14 protein-coding genes and 2 pseudogenes are annotated in these 17263 nt (G+C 39.6%); 9 read left to right on the top strand and 7 right to left on the bottom strand.

Annotated elements, in window-relative coordinates; all coding sequences use genetic code 11:
* Nucleotides 1-92 precede the first annotated feature (92 nt).
* Nucleotides 93-953 carry an alpha/beta hydrolase family protein gene (locus ACN6OV_RS11105; protein ID WP_427952932.1) on the bottom strand — a complete coding sequence of 287 codons (861 nt, stop codon included), beginning with the start codon at nucleotides 951-953 and terminating at the stop codon, nucleotides 93-95.
* A 160-nt stretch (nucleotides 954-1113) separates the two neighbouring features.
* Between ACN6OV_RS11105 and ACN6OV_RS11100 the strand changes: the two genes are divergently transcribed.
* Nucleotides 1114-1575, top strand: a complete 462-nt coding sequence (locus tag ACN6OV_RS11100) for a hypothetical protein (protein WP_427952930.1) — start codon at nucleotides 1114-1116, stop codon at nucleotides 1573-1575.
* Nucleotides 1576-1720: 145 nt separating this feature from the next.
* On the opposite strand, the gene ACN6OV_RS11095 is transcribed toward ACN6OV_RS11100, so the two are convergent.
* A complete protein-coding gene (locus ACN6OV_RS11095) occupies nucleotides 1721-1957 on the bottom strand; it encodes a hypothetical protein (protein ID WP_427952942.1) in 237 nt (78 codons plus the stop codon).
* A 589-nt stretch (nucleotides 1958-2546) separates the two neighbouring features.
* On the bottom strand, nucleotides 2547-3839 hold the full coding sequence (brnQ, locus tag ACN6OV_RS11090) for a branched-chain amino acid transport system II carrier protein (protein ID WP_427952928.1): 1293 nt from the start codon (nucleotides 3837-3839) through the stop codon (nucleotides 2547-2549).
* A gap of 351 nt (nucleotides 3840-4190) precedes the next feature.
* Here brnQ and map point away from each other — a divergent pair, with 351 nt between their 5' ends.
* Nucleotides 4191-4985 carry a type I methionyl aminopeptidase gene (gene map, locus ACN6OV_RS11085; protein WP_427952926.1) on the top strand — a complete coding sequence of 265 codons (795 nt, stop codon included), beginning with the start codon at nucleotides 4191-4193 and terminating at the stop codon, nucleotides 4983-4985.
* Nucleotides 4986-5289: 304 nt separating this feature from the next.
* Here map and ACN6OV_RS11080 read toward each other — a convergent pair whose 3' ends face one another.
* Complete coding sequence (locus tag ACN6OV_RS11080) at nucleotides 5290-6198, bottom strand: LysR substrate-binding domain-containing protein (RefSeq protein WP_427952924.1); 909 nt, start codon at nucleotides 6196-6198, stop codon at nucleotides 5290-5292.
* Nucleotides 6199-6473: 275 nt separating this feature from the next.
* Here ACN6OV_RS11080 and ACN6OV_RS11075 point away from each other — a divergent pair, with 275 nt between their 5' ends.
* The gene (locus ACN6OV_RS11075) at nucleotides 6474-7385 is read left to right on the top strand and encodes a LysR substrate-binding domain-containing protein (RefSeq protein ID WP_427952922.1); all 912 of its coding nucleotides are present in this window, start codon (nucleotides 6474-6476) and stop codon (nucleotides 7383-7385) included.
* A gap of 75 nt (nucleotides 7386-7460) precedes the next feature.
* Here ACN6OV_RS11075 and ACN6OV_RS11070 read toward each other — a convergent pair.
* Nucleotides 7461-8374: pseudogene (locus ACN6OV_RS11070) on the bottom strand (alpha/beta fold hydrolase).
* 27 nt (nucleotides 8375-8401) lie between these two features.
* Nucleotides 8402-8941: a PadR family transcriptional regulator gene (locus ACN6OV_RS11065; protein WP_427952920.1), complete on the bottom strand. Its 540-nt coding sequence runs from the start codon at nucleotides 8939-8941 to the stop codon at nucleotides 8402-8404.
* Between the two features lie 184 nt (nucleotides 8942-9125).
* Between ACN6OV_RS11065 and ACN6OV_RS11060 the strand changes: the two genes are divergently transcribed.
* The 4 genes and pseudogenes from ACN6OV_RS11060 to ACN6OV_RS11045 all read left to right on the top strand — a co-directional run bounded on the left by ACN6OV_RS11060 (nucleotide 9126) and on the right by ACN6OV_RS11045 (nucleotide 13964).
* Nucleotides 9126-11150, top strand: coding sequence for an FAD-dependent oxidoreductase (locus ACN6OV_RS11060; RefSeq protein ID WP_427952918.1), 2025 nt, complete (start codon nucleotides 9126-9128; stop codon nucleotides 11148-11150).
* Nucleotides 11151-11276: 126 nt separating this feature from the next.
* Nucleotides 11277-11678 carry a nuclear transport factor 2 family protein gene (locus ACN6OV_RS11055; protein ID WP_427952916.1) on the top strand — a complete coding sequence of 134 codons (402 nt, stop codon included), beginning with the start codon at nucleotides 11277-11279 and terminating at the stop codon, nucleotides 11676-11678.
* Between the two features lie 90 nt (nucleotides 11679-11768).
* Complete coding sequence (locus ACN6OV_RS11050; protein ID WP_427952914.1) at nucleotides 11769-12863, top strand: YheT family hydrolase; 1095 nt, start codon at nucleotides 11769-11771, stop codon at nucleotides 12861-12863.
* Nucleotides 12864-13082: 219 nt separating this feature from the next.
* Nucleotides 13083-13964, top strand: a pseudogene (locus ACN6OV_RS11045) (LysR substrate-binding domain-containing protein).
* A gap of 95 nt (nucleotides 13965-14059) precedes the next feature.
* Here ACN6OV_RS11045 and ACN6OV_RS11040 read toward each other — a convergent pair.
* Nucleotides 14060-14479 carry an internalin gene (locus tag ACN6OV_RS11040; RefSeq protein WP_427952912.1) on the bottom strand — a complete coding sequence of 140 codons (420 nt, stop codon included), beginning with the start codon at nucleotides 14477-14479 and terminating at the stop codon, nucleotides 14060-14062.
* A gap of 229 nt (nucleotides 14480-14708) precedes the next feature.
* Between ACN6OV_RS11040 and ACN6OV_RS11035 the strand changes: the two genes are divergently transcribed.
* Both ACN6OV_RS11035 and kdsA read left to right on the top strand, forming a co-directional pair.
* On the top strand, nucleotides 14709-16349 hold the full coding sequence (locus tag ACN6OV_RS11035; RefSeq protein ID WP_180056793.1) for a CTP synthase: 1641 nt from the start codon (nucleotides 14709-14711) through the stop codon (nucleotides 16347-16349).
* A 30-nt stretch (nucleotides 16350-16379) separates the two neighbouring features.
* Nucleotides 16380-17237: a 3-deoxy-8-phosphooctulonate synthase gene (gene kdsA / locus ACN6OV_RS11030; RefSeq protein WP_067767149.1), complete on the top strand. Its 858-nt coding sequence runs from the start codon at nucleotides 16380-16382 to the stop codon at nucleotides 17235-17237.
* Nucleotides 17238-17263: the final 26 nt, after the last annotated feature.

The following is a 17263-nucleotide window of genomic DNA, read 5'->3' as shown; positions in this document are numbered from 1 at the left end:
CAGTCGTTTTAAATTCTCAATTAGGTAATCCTCCTTTACAGTTGGAAAACTTAATTAAAAGTTGAGATTGGCGTATTGGAGTGGGTGCAGTATCAGAGCTGTAATTGAGCCTCAATTTCAGGCCATAGATTTTGATGCGAACGCTTAAACATCGACATATGACCAATCGTTTTATGACCTGTCATTTTGGGTTTTAGTTCAATCATATGGGTAGATGCATTGGGATATAATCGGAGTAAATCTTTAACATTACTTTCAGTTGCAATTTCATCATCCGAACTCCATACCGCAGTAATTGGACAATGGATTTGTTGATGAAAATCTTGTTGTACCGTCTTACCCAGTGCATTGATGATATAACCGGGTTTACTACAGAATTGCGCCCATTCACGTGCTACGTCTTTGGGGAGGTCTTCACCCATACCAATCGCATTGGTCGGCCCATAACCCAATGTGTGGCGTGCAAGTGGGAAGATCAGCTTAAACATGACAGGAGCAAGTAACTTGGTGCGACCTTTTAAGTTTTTGATGTGTCCTGTAGAGCCTGAAACCGCAACAACTTTAGCGACTTTTTCATAATTCGGTACGATACCCAAAAGCTGTCCACCTGCGCTATGACCAAGCAAAATAACTTGCTGCGCTTGCGTTTTTGCTAATAACGCTTCTATTGCAGCAGGAATATCAAGCTGTCCCCATTGCACAATACTGGCCGTAGATTTTTTTAATGGCCCATATAACGATTCGCCAATGCCTCGAAAATCAAAGACCAGAACATCATAGCCTTGTTCAGCTAACCACGTTGCATAACTATCATAAAATTGTTTGGTAATACCAGTCGCTGGACAAATCAGTACAGGCAGTGGCTTGGCATGTTGGCTTTGCTGAGCATAGAAGCGGGCGCTTAATGGGTAGCCGTCTTGGCATTGAATACGAAGGCTTTCAAATTGTGACATAATGCGAGCGTAAAATATTTATTCTGATTCTTATAATTTACACAAGTTCCAAAAAGAAACTTGATTAAACCATGACTATAAAGTCATGTCTCATAACTGAATATACATAACAATCAGTCAAAATAGATATTTAGAAAAATAATGGGAAAATGGAAGAGAAATGGATTTAATTCAATTAACAACAGCTGTAAAAATTGCTATAGTCTTTAGTGGGATTTATTTGTGGGTCGGTATGCTCACTGGTGTTTGGAAATATGCGCAAATTCGAAAGTCTCAACAGGCGCGTGCACATTATTATGTGGATATTGCTCATCGCAGCAGTTTGTTATATGCACCCGCGACCTTAATTTTGGCAGTGTTGGCTTATTTTTCGGCATTTTCTGCTCAGTTAAATTTAGCTTTTGTGCTGATTAACGTGTTCTTTTTTAGCTTTTCAATTTTAAGCTACGTGTTACATGGTTTTTTAGCCGATACAAGCAATCAATTTAAAACACCACATGTTATTGGGAAATGGTATTTGCCTAAATCATTAATGACATTGGCAATGTTGGCATTGGTCATCGGGGAGGTAGTGGCAACTTTTGGGTTGCTTTTTGGGGTTATCGTTAAATTTTGGTATTAGTCTTTGAACTGTATTTTGATCTAGTAGATAAATTAAATACTGGGAAGGTGCTAAGTTTATGCTAAATGGATTATTTTTTATTATTCGATGGGGAGATTGGCATCTTTCTTTTTTAAGATGGATGATGCCTCATCCATCTTTCAACTTAAAATTCTACAGATTTTTGCTTTCGATACTTATGGTCAATGACCGCCCATAAGTAAAATGCTACTGATACGACCAGCGCATAAGCAAAGTATTCAGGTCTTAAATTTCCTTGTATTAAGCCTTGAATTAATAACGTAAGCATAAGGGCAATCGTGGTGCTTAAATAAGTCACCATGTTCTTATTGGCCTTCAGAGCGTTAATGAAGAATTGCTTTTTGAAATGTACTGATAACATCTCCACCCCTCCTTGTTGTTTTCCCAAAACCCATCATTTTGGTTAGGTTTGTTCTACTGTTGTACTTCGAAATTAGAAGCATTTCAATAGCACATGTCACTATTTTGTCATAAAACTATGTTAGATCATGGTATAAGAATAATAGTTTTATTCATATAATAAATATCATGTATCCTGAAAGGTTGATGGTGAAATCAATCAGAATTCCACAATATTTATAATGATAAGCAAGCAATTTACATACCAAAATACTGATTACAGTAATTAGTTAAATGTGTTTATGACGCGGAACAGGTAATTCTACAGACAAACATGGGATAAAATATGAAGGTGATGTTGTCTCTTTGTTGCTAAAAGTAATTGAATTTTAATAATTAATATTTTTTATAAAACTAAATGGTTTACTACATTGAAATGTTCAGTGAAGGAAAAGAAATTTACATTTTGCGATATCGCGTTTGGCTCATGATCATTTTAGTGCACTGTGGTGGGACGAATAAATGTCAGTTTGGGTAAAACTCGACAAATATTGTTCCAAATAAAATCGTCATTCGGGTAAAACTCCGATTTTGAGACCAGTTAAAAAAGGTTATTTTTTAATTTTGTCCAATACAGTGGCAATCACTAACACGATGATGGATGGAATCAGCCATGCTAAATTTTGTTCAGCAAGTGGTAGGTTGGTCACAAAGCTTGGAAGTGTTTCTTCAAAACCCGCAACTTTTAAACCATCAAAAATACCAAAAATGAATGCACATGCCGTTACTGGCGCAATTACAAGCGATGGTTTGTTAAAGAATCTTGCTACGAAGCTCAGTAAAATTACCGTAATAGCAGGCGGGTAGATTGCACTTAATACGGGAACCGAAACTGCAATTAATTTGGTTAAACCTAAGTTTGAAATCAGCAGTGAAAAACCAACAAGAATAAATACCAATATTTTGTATGGAATTTTGGTTAATTCAGAGAAGTACTCAGCACATGCACAGGTCAAACCAATCGCAGTCACCATACATGCAACAAAAATCATCGCTGATAAGAAGTAAGCACCCATATCACCAAAAGCATGCTGTACATAGGCATGCAGGATCACTGCGCCATTTGTAGCATTTGGTGCGATTTCATGGCTACCCATACCGAGTTTAAATAAGCTGATATAAACTAGTGTTAAACCAATACCAGAGATGAGACTTGCGATAAGTGCATATTTCGTTACCAGTTTGTGATCTGTGACGCCACGTGAAGTAATGGCTTTAACAATCACAATACCGAAGACTAAAGCACCCAGTGTATCCATAGTTAAATAACCATTGACCACACCTTCAGACACAGGGGCAGTTATGTAGTTATTAATTGCAGGTGGAATGACACCAGTTGGAATGAAAAATGCTGAAATCCCGAGGATGACTAAACCCAAAATTTTCAGTGGTGACAGGAAATATCCCACAGTATCCAAAATTTTATTGGGATAAAGTGAAACAACAGTCACGAAAGCAAAATAGATAAAGCTATAAATCATCAAACTCTGAGCTGAGTTGCCAAAGTAGGATGAGAAACCAATTTCATAAGAAACGGTTGCTGTACGAGGAGTTGCAAATAAAGGTCCTACAGCTAAGTAACAAACCACAGTGAGTAAAATACTGGCAGCTTTACCTAGTGGCGAACTTAAAATCTGAATAGAACCTTCTACGCGCGACAAAGCAATAATCGTGATAACAGGCAGACCAACTGCGGTGATTAAGAAACCAAACGCGGCTAACCAAACATGTTCACCTGCTTGTTGTGCGACAATCGGTGGGAAAATAATGTTACCTGCACCAATAAACAGGGAAAAGGTCATAAAACCTAAGGCAACAATATCCCGTGTACGAAGACTTGTCATAAAAAGGGAGATGAAATGAGGGAAAGTTAATTTTAGTGCAAATACCCCTCGTTTTGGGGGCTAATTTATGAATTGCATAGAAAATTTTTATAATATCAATCATGAATATATCGATGGAATAAAATGATTTTCAAATTATCTATTTGAAAAGTATTGTAAATTATTTTTTATTTTAGGTTTTAAGAGGAAAATGGTAGGGCATTAATATTTTTCAACGATTAATCAAATGCTCTAAAAAACAGCAGTAAAAGTGCTGAAAAAGGGTAAATATGCAGATAAAATTTTGATGTATAAAACAAAAAAAATCTAAAGGGGCTATAATTCAGGGTATTAAAATTTGAGGATGTTCAGATGAAAGCTTCCAAAATCACGATTAAAACTGAGCAAGATATTGAAAAATTACGCATTTCAGGCCGTCTTGCCGCGCAGGTTTTAGAAATGATTGGGGAGTATGTCAAGCCAGGTGTGACGACTGAATATTTAGATGATATCTGTAATGACTTTATTGTTAATACCCTCAAAGTGATTCCAGCCAATGTTGGTTATTATGGTTATACCAAAACCACCTGTATTTCACCGAATGAAGTGGTGTGCCATGGTATTCCGTCTAAAGAAACCGTATTAAAAGATGGCGATATTATTAATATTGATGTTGCGATCATTAAAGATGGTTATTTTGGTGATACCAGTCGTATGTATTATGTGGGTAATGTTTCACCTGCAGCGAAAAAATTAGTTGAAACCACCTATGAAGCGATGGTGGCAGGGATTCATGCGGTTAAACCTGGTGCAACGTTGGGCGATGTGGGATATGCGATTCAAACAGTGGCGCATCGAGAAGGTTATAGCATTGTGCGTGAGTACTGCGGTCATGGGATTGGTACAGTTTATCATGAACAGCCAAGCGTGTTGCATTATGGACAACCCGGCCAAGGCGTGATTTTGAAAAAAGGTATGGTTTTTACCATTGAACCGATGATCAATAGTGGTAAAGCACGTACCAAAGAATTGAAAGATGGTTGGACGGTGATTACGGCTGACCGCTCTTTGTCTGCGCAGTGGGAACATATGGTGGTGGTGACAGATACAGGCTTTGAACTACTATCACCATGGCCAGAAGGTACAGGTGCATATCCAGCAATTTAAAGGCTCAAATAGGTTGCTAAAGGTTGAAAATTTAAGACTTTGGTCTAGGTTTGGTAGGTGAATATACAATATATTGCTTTTAGTACTAAGCAATCGTCTCTAAGCCGTGATTTGCCTGATTTCGATTTTTGGGAAAATTTTCAGTTAGAGTTATTAACGATTTAAGTGTTAAGCACTTATTGAATAGAATAGCTTTACAGAATCTGCTGTAGTTTCTGAACTTTTTTAAAGTTTTTGCTTACCCACTACGTGGGTAAGCTTTTTTTTGCCTATTATTTGAGATTTCAGGTTTAAGATTTGAAGTCTAAGGTTTTTGCGGTTTGGTGAGTTTTTCGACCAAATAATCAATAAATACACGTACCGATGGCAGTAAGCCACGACGTGATGGGTAAACAGCATGGAAGATTCCATGTGCGGCTTTCCATTCAGGCAATACACGAACCAAAGCACCCGATTTTATATGATCTGCAACGATACTGTCCGGAAGCAATGTAACACCACAGTCTTGACATGCGAGAGCAGCTAGCATCGATAAGTCAGATCCCATGACAGTAGGATTTACTTTTACTTTTTTCTGATGATTTTGTGCGTTGGTGACAATAATATGTTGATCAAGATGCTCGTCAGCCATGCTGAGGATTTGGTGTTGGCTTAAATCTTCAGGGGTTTTCAAATCACCAAATTGATTTAGATAAGCCTGACTTGCAAATAAGTGTTGCTCGATATTTTCAAATTTACGCAGCACGAGGTTTGGGTCATCATCCAAATCTGAACGGACACGCAAGGCCAGATCAAAACCTTCATTAATGATATCCACGCGGCGATTGGTAACCATCATTTGAATTTTGACTTCAGGATAGCGTTTTAAAAATTCAGGCAAGATTTTCGCCATTTCATTTTGTGCAATCGACACAGGAAGGCTGACTTTAATCAAGCCACGGGGCTGTGTACTTAAATGATCAACAAGATCGTGCGCGGCTTGTGCGGCATTCATCATGACTTGAGCATGACGATAAATATTCATGCCAATGTCGGTGACGGCAAAATGACGAGAACTACGCTGGATTAACCGTACGCCTAAACGTTCTTCTAAATTGTAGACGCGACGGCTCAATTTGGATTTGGGGATATCGGTCGCGCGTTCTGCTGCACTAAAGCCTCCATGTTCTACAACTTGAGCAAAACAATAAAAATCATCCAGATCGCTAAGCACTTTCTCTATTCCATAATTGCAACAATACAGATAAATAACTTACATTGTTTCAATAAGTCAACAGTGATTTGTTATCTTCAAAGGCAATATATTATAAATTTGGCAAGACTAAAGTCGTCTTAACCTAAAAATTGTTTCACATTAGCATGGTTTGAAAATAATTTTGGTGTACACAGCCTTGAAATACCTTATTTTGCTGGGTGTGATTGCGTTGTTGTCCTGATATTAAAGCGATATATCATCAAGAAAGAAATTCGACATTAAAGGATAATGTCATGGAATTAAGACATTTACGTTACTTTGTCGCAGTTGTAGAAGAACAAAGTTTTACCAAAGCTGCTGAAAAGCTGTTTATTGCCCAACCACCTTTAAGTCGTCAAATTCAAAACTTGGAAGAAGAGTTAGGTACACAGCTTTTTGAGCGAGGTAGTCGCCCTTTAAAAACCACCACCATTGGTCGATTCTTTTACCAACAAGCCGTGAAACTGCTGTCCAGTGCGGAAGAGATTAAGCTAATTACGCAGCGCGCAAGTGTCACTGAACGTACCATTAATATTGGGTATGGCGGTTCATTACTCTGCGGTTTGTTGCCTCGAATTGTGTATTTATTCCGTCAGCAATATCCACATTTAAATGTCAATTTAATTGAATTGAGCGCTGTGGAGCAAATTCAAGCCTTAAAAGAAGGGCGTGTCGACGCTTGTTTTAGCCGTGTGCGTGTGTCTGATCAAGCCGTAAAGCGCGTGTTATTACGCGAAGAGCCGTTAATTGCTGCGGTACATTCAAGTCATCCTTTATCTTCACAGCCGAAAATTTCGCTAAATAGTTTGAAGGATGAACAAATTTTTATTTATCCAGCACGTAATGGGCAAAGTTATGCATCGTTGATTAAAGCGCTATTTTTAGAATATGGCATGGAGCCTAAGCGTTTTAATACACAAGCAGATTTGCAGCAATCTCTTGGTATGGTAGCGGCGGGCGAGGGCGTGTGCATTGTGCCTGAGTCGGTTCAGATGATGCAGTTTAGACATGTGAACTATGTCAAATTGTCAGATAGTGCGGCAATCAGTCAGATCTATCTGATTGTACGTAATGATGATGAAGGTGAGTTAGCGCGTCCACTCTTCGACTGCGTATATCAAGTCTATGACTTAGAAGCGATTGAATATGATCGACGAGTATTCTAAATCACGGCACATTTAAGATTACACCAAGAGCATTTCCACATCAGCTCATTCAATACTTGAGCCTATTTATACTACTCAGCTTGCATGATGTTTTAAAAAATGGGCAATTTCACGTCCAAATTTAACCGGCTCGCTGATTAATGGTGTGTGTGCCCCGATTTATGAAAAATGACTTGGTTCGCATTGGTTAAACTGTCCGCCACAATGCGCTGACCCTGTGCTGGATATAAAATGGATTTTTCCCCAGTAAAAAAGGTGGTTGGGGCTTTTAGACGAGCGATCGCTGCACGATAATCTTCTTTGTGATGTAGATAATTTTGAATATACCAATATAGATAGGCCACGCTTTGAGATGGTAGTATCAGTTTTTGTAAAATGGGTTGATGATAGGCCGCTTGAAATAAACGGAAGCTATAAGGACTACTATTTTGTAGCTGCATAAACTGCAACCAAGCATTTACTAGATGTTGGCGATCTTTCGGGTTCATTTGCTGAGCAAAAGGCACGGAAAGATTGGATTCAAGAACCGATGAGATAGTCTGTAAAATAGCTAAAAATTCTGCATGTCGTTTGCCATACAGCCCATAGGGCCATTCTGCATCGACTGAAATTTTGGGGGTTTGATCAATATGCAAATAGGCTTTGATATGATCTGCAAATTGTCCATATTTGAGACCATGCATGGTGGTGGTTGCACCCATGGAATAGGCAATGACAGTCAATTGTTCATAACCTAGTTGTTTAACCAAACACTCAATATCGCGCCAATGACTGGAAATGGTATCTAAAGCTGGAATTGCACAGTGTTTGGAACCGCCAAAACCACGCCAATCCGGAATAATAAATTTAAAATTTTTACGTTGTGAATATAAAAAAGGATGCCATTGCCAGCTTTGCATACCTAGACCTGAAAGTACTAAGACGGGGTGACCTTGACCATATTCCCGGACAAATAATTGTGCGCCATCGGGCATTGTGTGGTGGGTCATGCGTTGATCCTTTTTAATGTTTTTATTTTAATGTTCAAATTTATGCAATTGTGGAATGATAGTTTCCAGCCATTTAATCCAACCGATTTCCAAGTCAATACCGAGTTGTAAAATCATTTTATGAATATAGAGGGTACGGTCATCATCTTTTGCATGTGCAAAGTCTTTGGCAAAAATACTTTGATAAATATTCAATTTTTCTTTATGCAGTTCAAGATGGCGTTCTAATTCGGGAAGTACAGCATTAGTTCCCAGTTGCGCTTCTGCACGCAGACGTACCATGAGTTCTTCACGCAACTGTGCCGGTGGGCTTTGTTCAACCATCCAACTTGCCAATTCAGTTCTACCTAATTGTTCCACCTGATAGGTTTTTTTACGGCTATTGCTGCTGTCATCTTCAATCGGGCTAATCCAGCCTTTTTGATGCATACCACTCAGTTCTCGGTAGATTTGTTGATGAGTCGCATTCCAAAAGAAGCCCATAGAGCGGTCAAAACGTCGAGCAAGGTCAATGCCTGTACTCGGTTTTTCCAGCAAACTCGTGAGTAAAACATGGGCTAAAGACATATACGCCTCAGTCATAGAAAATTTCTGTGTTTTATTATGCAACATGTTGCATAAAAATCAATTCTCGAATATAAAATAGTGCAACAAATTGCATAAGTGGCGTGTTTTAGACTATTTGAAACATAGCATTTACAAGAGCACATCATAAAAATAGCCAGCTTTTTCAGCACGCTAAGGAGAGAAAATGTCAAATTATCCAAATTTATTGGCACCACTGGACTTGGGTTTTACCACACTAAAAAACCGAGTGTTGATGGGGTCTATGCATATTGGACTTGAAGAAGCACCAGGTGGCTATGAACGGATGGCTGCCTTTTATGCAGAGCGTGCAAAAGGTGGTGTGGCCTTAATCGTGACTGGCGGTATTTCTCCCAATGATGATGGTGTGACCTTTGCCGGTGGCTCAAAACTGGATTCATTAGAAGAAGCTGAAAAACATAAAATTATTACCCAAGCGGTACATGAAGCTGGCGGTAAAATTGCCATGCAGATTTTACATACCGGTCGATATTCATATCAAGCAGATATCGTCGCACCTTCTGCAATTCAGGCACCGATTAATCCAGTCAAACCACATGCCTTAACCACATCAGAAGTTGAACGCACAATCAATGATTTTGCGCGATGCGCACAACTTGCTCAAACAGCGGGTTACGATGGTGTGGAAATCATGGGGTCTGAAGGCTATCTGATCAATGAATTTATTGCAGCACGAACCAACCATCGTGATGATGAGTGGGGCGGGAGTTATGAAAATCGTATTCGTTTTCCTTTAGAGATTGTGCGCCGTACCCGCGAATTAGTCGGTGAAAATTTTATTATTATTTATCGCCTGTCGATGTTGGATTTGGTTGATGGTGGATCGACATTTGAAGAAGTGGTTCAACTGGCAAAAGCGATTGAAAAAGCCGGTGCAACGATTATCAATACTGGCATTGGTTGGCATGAAGCGCGTATTCCAACCATTGCCACCAAAGTGCCGCGTGCAGCCTTTACTTGGGTCACGGAAAAATTAAAAGGCGAAGTCAAAGTTCCTTTAATTACCTCGAACCGGATTAATACCCCTGAAATGGCTGAGCATGTGTTGGCATCTGGTCATGCCGATATGGTATCGATGGCGCGTCCAATGTTGGCCGATCCTTTCTTTGTGGAAAAAGCGGAGCAAGGCCGTAGCGATGAAATTAATACCTGTATTGGTTGTAACCAAGCTTGCCTCGATCATATTTTCTCAATGAAAATTGCCACGTGTTTGGTGAACCCGCAAGCATGTTATGAAACTGAGCTTATTTTTAAACAATCTGCAACCGAGAAAAATATTGCGGTGATTGGTGCAGGGCCTGCGGGTTTGAGTTTTGCGATCTATGCGGCAGAGCGTGGCCATAAAGTTACGGTTTATGAAGCATCCAACCAAATTGGTGGTCAGTTTAATATTGCCAAGACCGTACCGGGTAAAGAAGAATTTTACGAAACTATTCGTTATTTCAAACGTAAAATTGAACTTTTGCCACAAATTAAATTGGTATTGAATCACACGGCAACCTATGAGGAACTAGCGAACTCATCCTTTGACGATGTTGTGGTGGCGACAGGAGTGACACCGCGTCAACTGCATATTGACGGTATTGATCATCCTAAAGTATTGAGCTATTTACAAGTGTTGAAAGAGCGCCAACCAGTTGGAAAACGTGTCGCAATTATTGGTGCAGGCGGGATTGGTTTTGATACGGCGGAATATCTGACCCATGAAGGCGAAAGTGGTAGTTTAAACCCAGAAAAATTCTATGATGAATGGGGCATTGATACAACTTATGCACAAGTCGGTGGATTGAAACATCCTGATGTAGAAACGCCATCACGTGAAGTGTATTTATTACAACGTAAGGCAAAATCAGTCGGTTCAAGTTTGGGTAAAACCACAGGCTGGATTCATCGTACAGGTTTAAAACATCGTGATGTAAAAATGATTGCAGGTGCAAGTTACGACAAAATTGATGACCAAGGCTTACACATTACTGTTGACGGTCAGACACGTGTGCTTGAAGTCGATAATGTCGTTATTTGTGCAGGTCAGGAAGAATACACCGCGATGTATGAACAACTGAAGTTAGATGGCAAAAATGTACATTTGATTGGCGGTGCCAAAGAGGCCGGTGAGTTGGATGCAAAACGTGCCATTCGTCAAGGTGCAGAGTTAGCTGCAGTAATTTAATCATTCTTCTATTTGCGATTACAGCTACATTCAATTTGCGCTGTGGCTGTAAAGTTTCCTCTTTCTTTGGGAGAGGAATGAGGAGAGGGTGAGTTTTAATACAGTAATAAGGAGATAAAAACGACCATGGAAAAGACCAAAGCAGCCATCCAAAAATGGCATCAGATGTTAGATAGCCGTGATATGAGCATCTTAGATGAATTGCTCGCAGACAATGTGGTGTTTCGCTCACCAGTGGCGTATAACCCTTATCCGGGAAAACCTGTTGTGACTTTTATTTTGACCAATGTGGCGCAAATATTTGAAAATTTTTGCTATCACCGTGAATTTTATAGCGAAGATGGTTTAAGTGTTGTGTTGGAGTTTTCAGCCAATGTCGGCGAGAAGAAACTCAAAGGCATTGATATGATTCAATTCAATGCAGATGGTCAAATCATCGATTTTGAAGTGATGCTACGCCCAAAGAGTGGCTTGGAAGCATTGGCAGTAAAAATGGGTGAGCGTTTCGCAGCATATCAACCGGCTTAAAATATTGGGCTATTTTTGAAACTTTTTGATGGTGACCACTGTTTTTGTTTGATGTTTAATTTTAATAAGTCACTTGCATAGGCCTTACGAATGAATCCAATTTTAGGAAAATGTCGTGAAATTGCACTTGGTGTTTTAGATTACACGACTGGCGCTGAACAGCCTCATCTGTATTTTAATCCAGAAGGACAAATGGTCGATGTACTGTCAAAATTAAAACAATTACATCAAAAATATCGTCCTACGCCGTGGTTATCCAATAATCATGTGCATCTGTTGTATTTTGATGTCATTAAAAAGCGCACCATCAAACTCGAATATGACGCCATTGAGCAACTGACCATGGCCGATGGTGGTGTGACCGCCATTGCGTGGTTGGGTTTGGACTTACCAGAACATGTGCCAACCATTGTTTTAATGCATACTATTACAGGTTCACCTGAAAGTATGCGTGAGTTGGTGCGTGACTTAAATCAATATACTGGTTGGCGAATTGCGCTGTGCTTGAGGCGTGGACATGGTGATTTGCCAATGCCTGTACCGCAAATCAATCTCTTTGGCTCACCGCAAGATTTGCGCGAACAAATTTTTTATATTCAGCAGAAATTTCCAAAATCTGAACTGTATGGTGTGGGGTCTTCTGCTGGCACAGGCTTGTTGGTACGTTATCTCGGGGAAGAAGGTGCAGCAACGCCATTGAAAGCCGCATTTGCACTTTGTCCCGGATATGACACTGAGCTGGGCTTTAAAAATGTCCATCCTTTTTATAGCAAAATGATGACGAAAAAGTTATTTCAACGCTTTGTCGAACCTTATCCGTCGACTTGGGAAAAAACCGAGTCCTTGTTTAAAGTGCTGCAAAGTAAGGATTTAGCACAATTTGAACGTGCATATTTTCAAATGGCCGGTTATGCCGACTATGAAAGTTATGCCAAAGCCACTAATCCGATTTATGTGTTTGAAAATGTTAAAATTCCGTTGATGATTTTAAATGCAGAAGATGACCCTGTGTGTCATATAAAAAACTTCGAACCGTATAAAGTAAAAATTGCCCAAATGCCGAATGTGGTTGTGGTGACCACAAAAAAAGGCAGTCATTGTGGTTATTATGAAGGGGCCGTTGATACTCATTCATGGGCGGCAAAATTGATGTCAGACTTTTTGAAAATGTATAGCACACAATAATTTAAACGAATCATTTTCAAATTGAATAAAAAGCTTGTATTTATACGGGCTTTTTTGTTTTTGAAAACATACATTAAGGCTGTGAACAATAAGTCATGGTCTGTGGTTTAGGTTTTATGAGGAGCAATACCAATAGTGAGGTTGTTATATCGAAAAAAGGCTTGCTTAAAAATAGGGTAATTTGCAAAATATTATTGACGAATAATCAATAATTGAAAAATGAAATCAACTATCGAAGAACTGATCGCATTTGTCATCATTATAGATAGTGGTTCGATTGTCAAAGCGGCACACAAACCACTTCCGGTGTCAGTAGTGCCTTACAGCGTTTGGAAACCAAGTTTAATGTCACATTAATTGAACGAACGACAAGGAAGCTTAAACTGACTTATGAAGGGCAGCAGTTTTTGCCGAAAGCACGTAAAATTTTATTGGATCTGACGGAAGCAGAAGAAAGTCTGCAAAACACCGATACAGAGTTTTCAGGTCTGATTCGAATCGATTCTGCAACGCCGTTTGTGTTGCATGTGATTGTGCCGTTAATTGACGAATTTATGCAGCGTTATCCCAAGATTGATATAGAAATCACCAATCATGATCAGGTGATTGATTTACTTGAGCATAAAACCGATATCGCAATTCGCCTCGGAGAACTTGAGGATTCAACACTTCATGCTAAGTTGCTGTGTAAAAGTCGTCTCTATATTGTGGCAAGCCCTGAATATCTCAAAAAATATGGTACTCCACAGTCAGCACAGGAACTTGACCAACATACCTTGCTTGGTTTTAGTCGTCCTGCACATTTAAATACTTGGCCGATTCAGGTCAATGGTCAAGCATATAACTATCGCGGCAAAAATCAAATCTTCAAATGGAGAAGCAGTGCGTCAGTTGGCTTTACAAGGAGTAGGCATTGTTTGTCTGTCACGCTTTATGGTTGAACAAGATATACAGCAAGGGCGCTTAGAGGCTTTATTTGAAGACGAAATCCATATTCATGAACAAAAAATTCATGCGGTTTATTATCAACAAAACTATGTGCCGAAAAGGATTCGGTTATTTATTGATTATTTGGCTGAAAAATTAAAAGTCTATTTATAAGCTCAAAAATAGCGTGATTTTATTTTAAAGTTGCAATAAAAAACCCAACAAAAGTTGGGATTTTTTTATTGCATGGTAGAACTAAAACGCGAATTTTAGTTTTCCAAAGCAGGAGTCGCAGCAGCAATTGCAGCAGCCACCGCATCATCTTCAGATTGTGATGATGGGTCTGAATTGTGTTTTGGTTGAGCAGGTTTTTCAGCTTTAGGCGTTTCAGCTTTAGGTGCTGGAGCAGCTGGTTCTGCTTGTGGTGCAGGCGTTGGTTCACGACGAATTTCAGTTGTTGTATTCGGTGTTTCTTCACGAATAACTTCAACATGTTCTGGAATTGTTTCTTCTACAATGACTTCTTGTTCTTCAACTGGCTCTAACTGAGTTAGTTCAGAAGTTGTAGTTTCAGATGCAGCAACTTCAACTTGTTCCTGTTCTTCTTCCTTTGGTGCTTCTTTCTTTACACATGCTGTAAGCAGTAGGCCTGCTGCGATTGCACCGCAGATTAAAAGTTTTTTATTCATAGTGACACAAAACAAAATAGCGTAGATTAGATCGCGATATTATAACAGCAAATAAGAATATGGAAATGATAAGAACTTGCGCTAAATTTTTATCGGAATTGCTGATAGAATAATCAATTGTTTATTGTTCTATGAATTGATGTGAATTGACTTTGCTTTCTTGGTACAAGGTAAAGTAAAATCGCACAACATTGTAGGCCAATTTAGGCTCCATTGTACGAGAAACTTAATGACCCATTTTATATTCGTCACTGGTGGTGTTGTATCATCACTAGGTAAAGGTATTTCAGCTGCTTCAGTTGCTGCACTTTTAGAAGCCCGTGGTTTAAAAGTAACCATGGTCAAAATGGATCCATATATTAATGTCGATCCTGGGACTATGAGCCCATTTCAGCACGGTGAAGTATTTGTCACAGAAGATGGTGCTGAAACTGACTTAGATTTGGGTTATTACGAGCGTTTCTTACGTCGTGCCAAAATGACCAAACTGAACAACTTTACTTCGGGTCGTGTGTACCAAGATGTTTTGAATAAAGAACGTCGCGGTGACTACCTCGGTGGTACAGTTCAGGTTATTCCACACATTACTGACAATATTAAAGAACGTGTACTTCGCGCTGGCGAAGGCTATGACGTTGCGATCGTTGAGATCGGCGGTACAGTAGGTGACATTGAATCTCTCCCATTCATGGAATCTGTACGTCAGTTAATGGTTGAACTTGGTCACAAGCGTACGATGCTTATGCACTTAACGTTACTCCCATACATTAAGTCTGCAGCTGAATTAAAAACTAAACCAACTCAGCACTCAGTAAAAGAACTTCTGTCTATCGGTATTCAGCCAGACATTTTGATCTGCCGTACTGAGCATGATGTTGATGCAGATACAACACGCAAAATTGCACTGTTCACTAACGTTGAAGCACGTGCAGTTGTGGTTTGTAAAGATGCACGCTCGATTTATCAAATTCCACGTACATTCTACGAACAAAACGTTGATGATTTAATTTGTGAACGTTTTGGCTATAACGATCTTCCTGAAGCTGATTTAACAGATTGGGATAATGTTGTAGAAGCATTACTTAACCCTGAATACACAGTACGTGTCGCAATGGTTGGTAAATACGTTGAACTTCCAGATGCTTACAAATCTGTAAACGAAGCACTTTTACATGCCGGCATTCAAAACCGTGTGAAAGTGCAAATCGACTACGTAAACGCTGAAGAGCTTGAAAGCCAAGATGTAGCAGAAGTATTGAAAGATGCAGATGCAATCTTAGTTCCGGGTGGTTTCGGTGAACGTGGTACAGAAGGTAAAATGAAAGCGATTCGTTTTGCACGTGAAAACGGTGTGCCTTTCCTTGGTATCTGTTTAGGTATGCAGCTTGCTGTAATCGAATACGCACGTAATGTTGCAGGTATTTCTGATGCGACTTCAACTGAATTTAACCGTTCTACAAAATCACCATTGATTGGTTTGATTACTGAATGGTTAGATGAGCGTGGTGAGGTTCAGCAACGTAATGCAGATTCTGACCTTGGCGGTACAATGCGTTTAGGTGCTCAAAAATCTGAATTGGTTGCAGGTACAAAAACTGCTGAAGTTTATGGTTCTGAAGAGATCATTGAACGTCATCGTCACCGTTACGAAATGAACAATCGCTATATTCCAGTGCTTGAAGAAAAAGGCATGAAGATTTCGGGTTATTCTCCAGTACAACGTCTTGTTGAAACTGTTGAAATTCCTGAACATCCTTGGTTTATTGCTGTACAATTCCACCCAGAATTTACAAGTTCACCGCGTGATGGACACCCATTATTTGCTGGCTTCATTGATGCTGCTAAAAAGCAGTACAAAAAAGCAAAATAATGCGTTTTGACTAAACCAGGAAGAGTTTAAATGTCGCAATTAAAACCACAGGAAATTGTACGTTTAGGCGATATACAAATGGCAAATCATTTGCCATTTGTACTATTCGGCGGAATGAATGTACTTGAATCTAAAGATCTTGCTTTTGAGATTGCTGAAACATACGTAGATATCTGCAAACGCCTAGATATTCCCTATGTATTTAAAGCTAGTTTTGATAAAGCCAATCGTTCAAGCTTGAACTCTTTTCGCGGCCCAGGCCTAGAAAAAGGGATTGAGTGGTTAGCTGACATTAAAAAACACTTTAATGTGCCGATTATTACTGACGTGCATGAGCCATACCAAGCGGCACCTGTGGCAGAAGTGGCGGATATTATCCAACTTCCAGCATTCTTAAGTCGTCAGACTGACCTTGTTGAAGCAATGGCGAAAACTGATGCCATTATCAATATCAAAAAAGCACAGTTCCTAGCGCCACACGAAATGCGTCATATTTTGCATAAGTGTTTAGAAGCGGGAAATGACAAACTGATTCTTTGTGAACGTGGTTCGGCATTTGGCTACAACAACTTAGTTGTAGACATGTTGGGCTTTGACATCATGAAGGAAATGAATGTTCCTGTGTTTTTTGATGTGACTCATGCGCTTCAAACACCAGGTGGTCGTGCAGATTCTGCTGGCGGACGTCGTGCGCAAATCACCACGCTTGCACGTGCGGGTATGGCAACTGGTTTAGCTGGTTTGTTCTTAGAAGCTCATCCTGACCCAGAAAAAGCCAAATGCGATGGCCCATGCGCACTTCGTATGTCACAGCTTGAACCATTCTTGGCACAGCTAAAAGAACTGGATACCTTAGTGAAAGGTTTCAGCAAGTTAGATACACATTAATTTGAAACACTTGATAGGTCATTTTT

The sequence above is a fragment of the Acinetobacter sp. genome (assembly GCF_050285345.1).
Lineage (GTDB): Bacteria > Pseudomonadota > Gammaproteobacteria > Pseudomonadales > Moraxellaceae > Acinetobacter.
The sequence above is the reverse complement of the archived record's forward strand: the minus strand, read 5'-3'. Positions and strand labels throughout refer to the sequence as shown.

Bases quoted from the DNA above. Each gene is read 5' to 3' on its own strand.
- ACN6OV_RS11095 (WP_427952942.1), bottom strand. From the start codon at position 1,957: ATGTTATCAGTACATTTCAAAAAGCAATTCTTCATTAACGCTCTGAAG.
- ACN6OV_RS11050 (WP_427952914.1), top strand. From the start codon at position 11,769: ATGAATCCAATTTTAGGAAAATGTCGTGAAATTGCACTTGGTGTTTTA.
- ACN6OV_RS11075 (WP_427952922.1), top strand. From the start codon at position 6,474: ATGGAATTAAGACATTTACGTTACTTTGTCGCAGTTGTAGAAGAACAA.
- ACN6OV_RS11040 (WP_427952912.1), bottom strand. From the start codon at position 14,479: ATGAATAAAAAACTTTTAATCTGCGGTGCAATCGCAGCAGGCCTACTG.
- ACN6OV_RS11035 (WP_180056793.1), top strand. From the start codon at position 14,709: ATGACCCATTTTATATTCGTCACTGGTGGTGTTGTATCATCACTAGGT.
- ACN6OV_RS11060 (WP_427952918.1), top strand. From the start codon at position 9,126: ATGTCAAATTATCCAAATTTATTGGCACCACTGGACTTGGGTTTTACC.
- brnQ (WP_427952928.1), bottom strand. From the start codon at position 3,839: ATGACAAGTCTTCGTACACGGGATATTGTTGCCTTAGGTTTTATGACC.
- kdsA (WP_067767149.1), top strand. From the start codon at position 16,380: ATGTCGCAATTAAAACCACAGGAAATTGTACGTTTAGGCGATATACAA.
- ACN6OV_RS11065 (WP_427952920.1), bottom strand. From the start codon at position 8,941: ATGTCTTTAGCCCATGTTTTACTCACGAGTTTGCTGGAAAAACCGAGT.
- ACN6OV_RS11100 (WP_427952930.1), top strand. From the start codon at position 1,114: ATGGATTTAATTCAATTAACAACAGCTGTAAAAATTGCTATAGTCTTT.
- map (WP_427952926.1), top strand. From the start codon at position 4,191: ATGAAAGCTTCCAAAATCACGATTAAAACTGAGCAAGATATTGAAAAA.
- ACN6OV_RS11105 (WP_427952932.1), bottom strand. From the start codon at position 953: ATGTCACAATTTGAAAGCCTTCGTATTCAATGCCAAGACGGCTACCCA.
- ACN6OV_RS11055 (WP_427952916.1), top strand. From the start codon at position 11,277: ATGGAAAAGACCAAAGCAGCCATCCAAAAATGGCATCAGATGTTAGAT.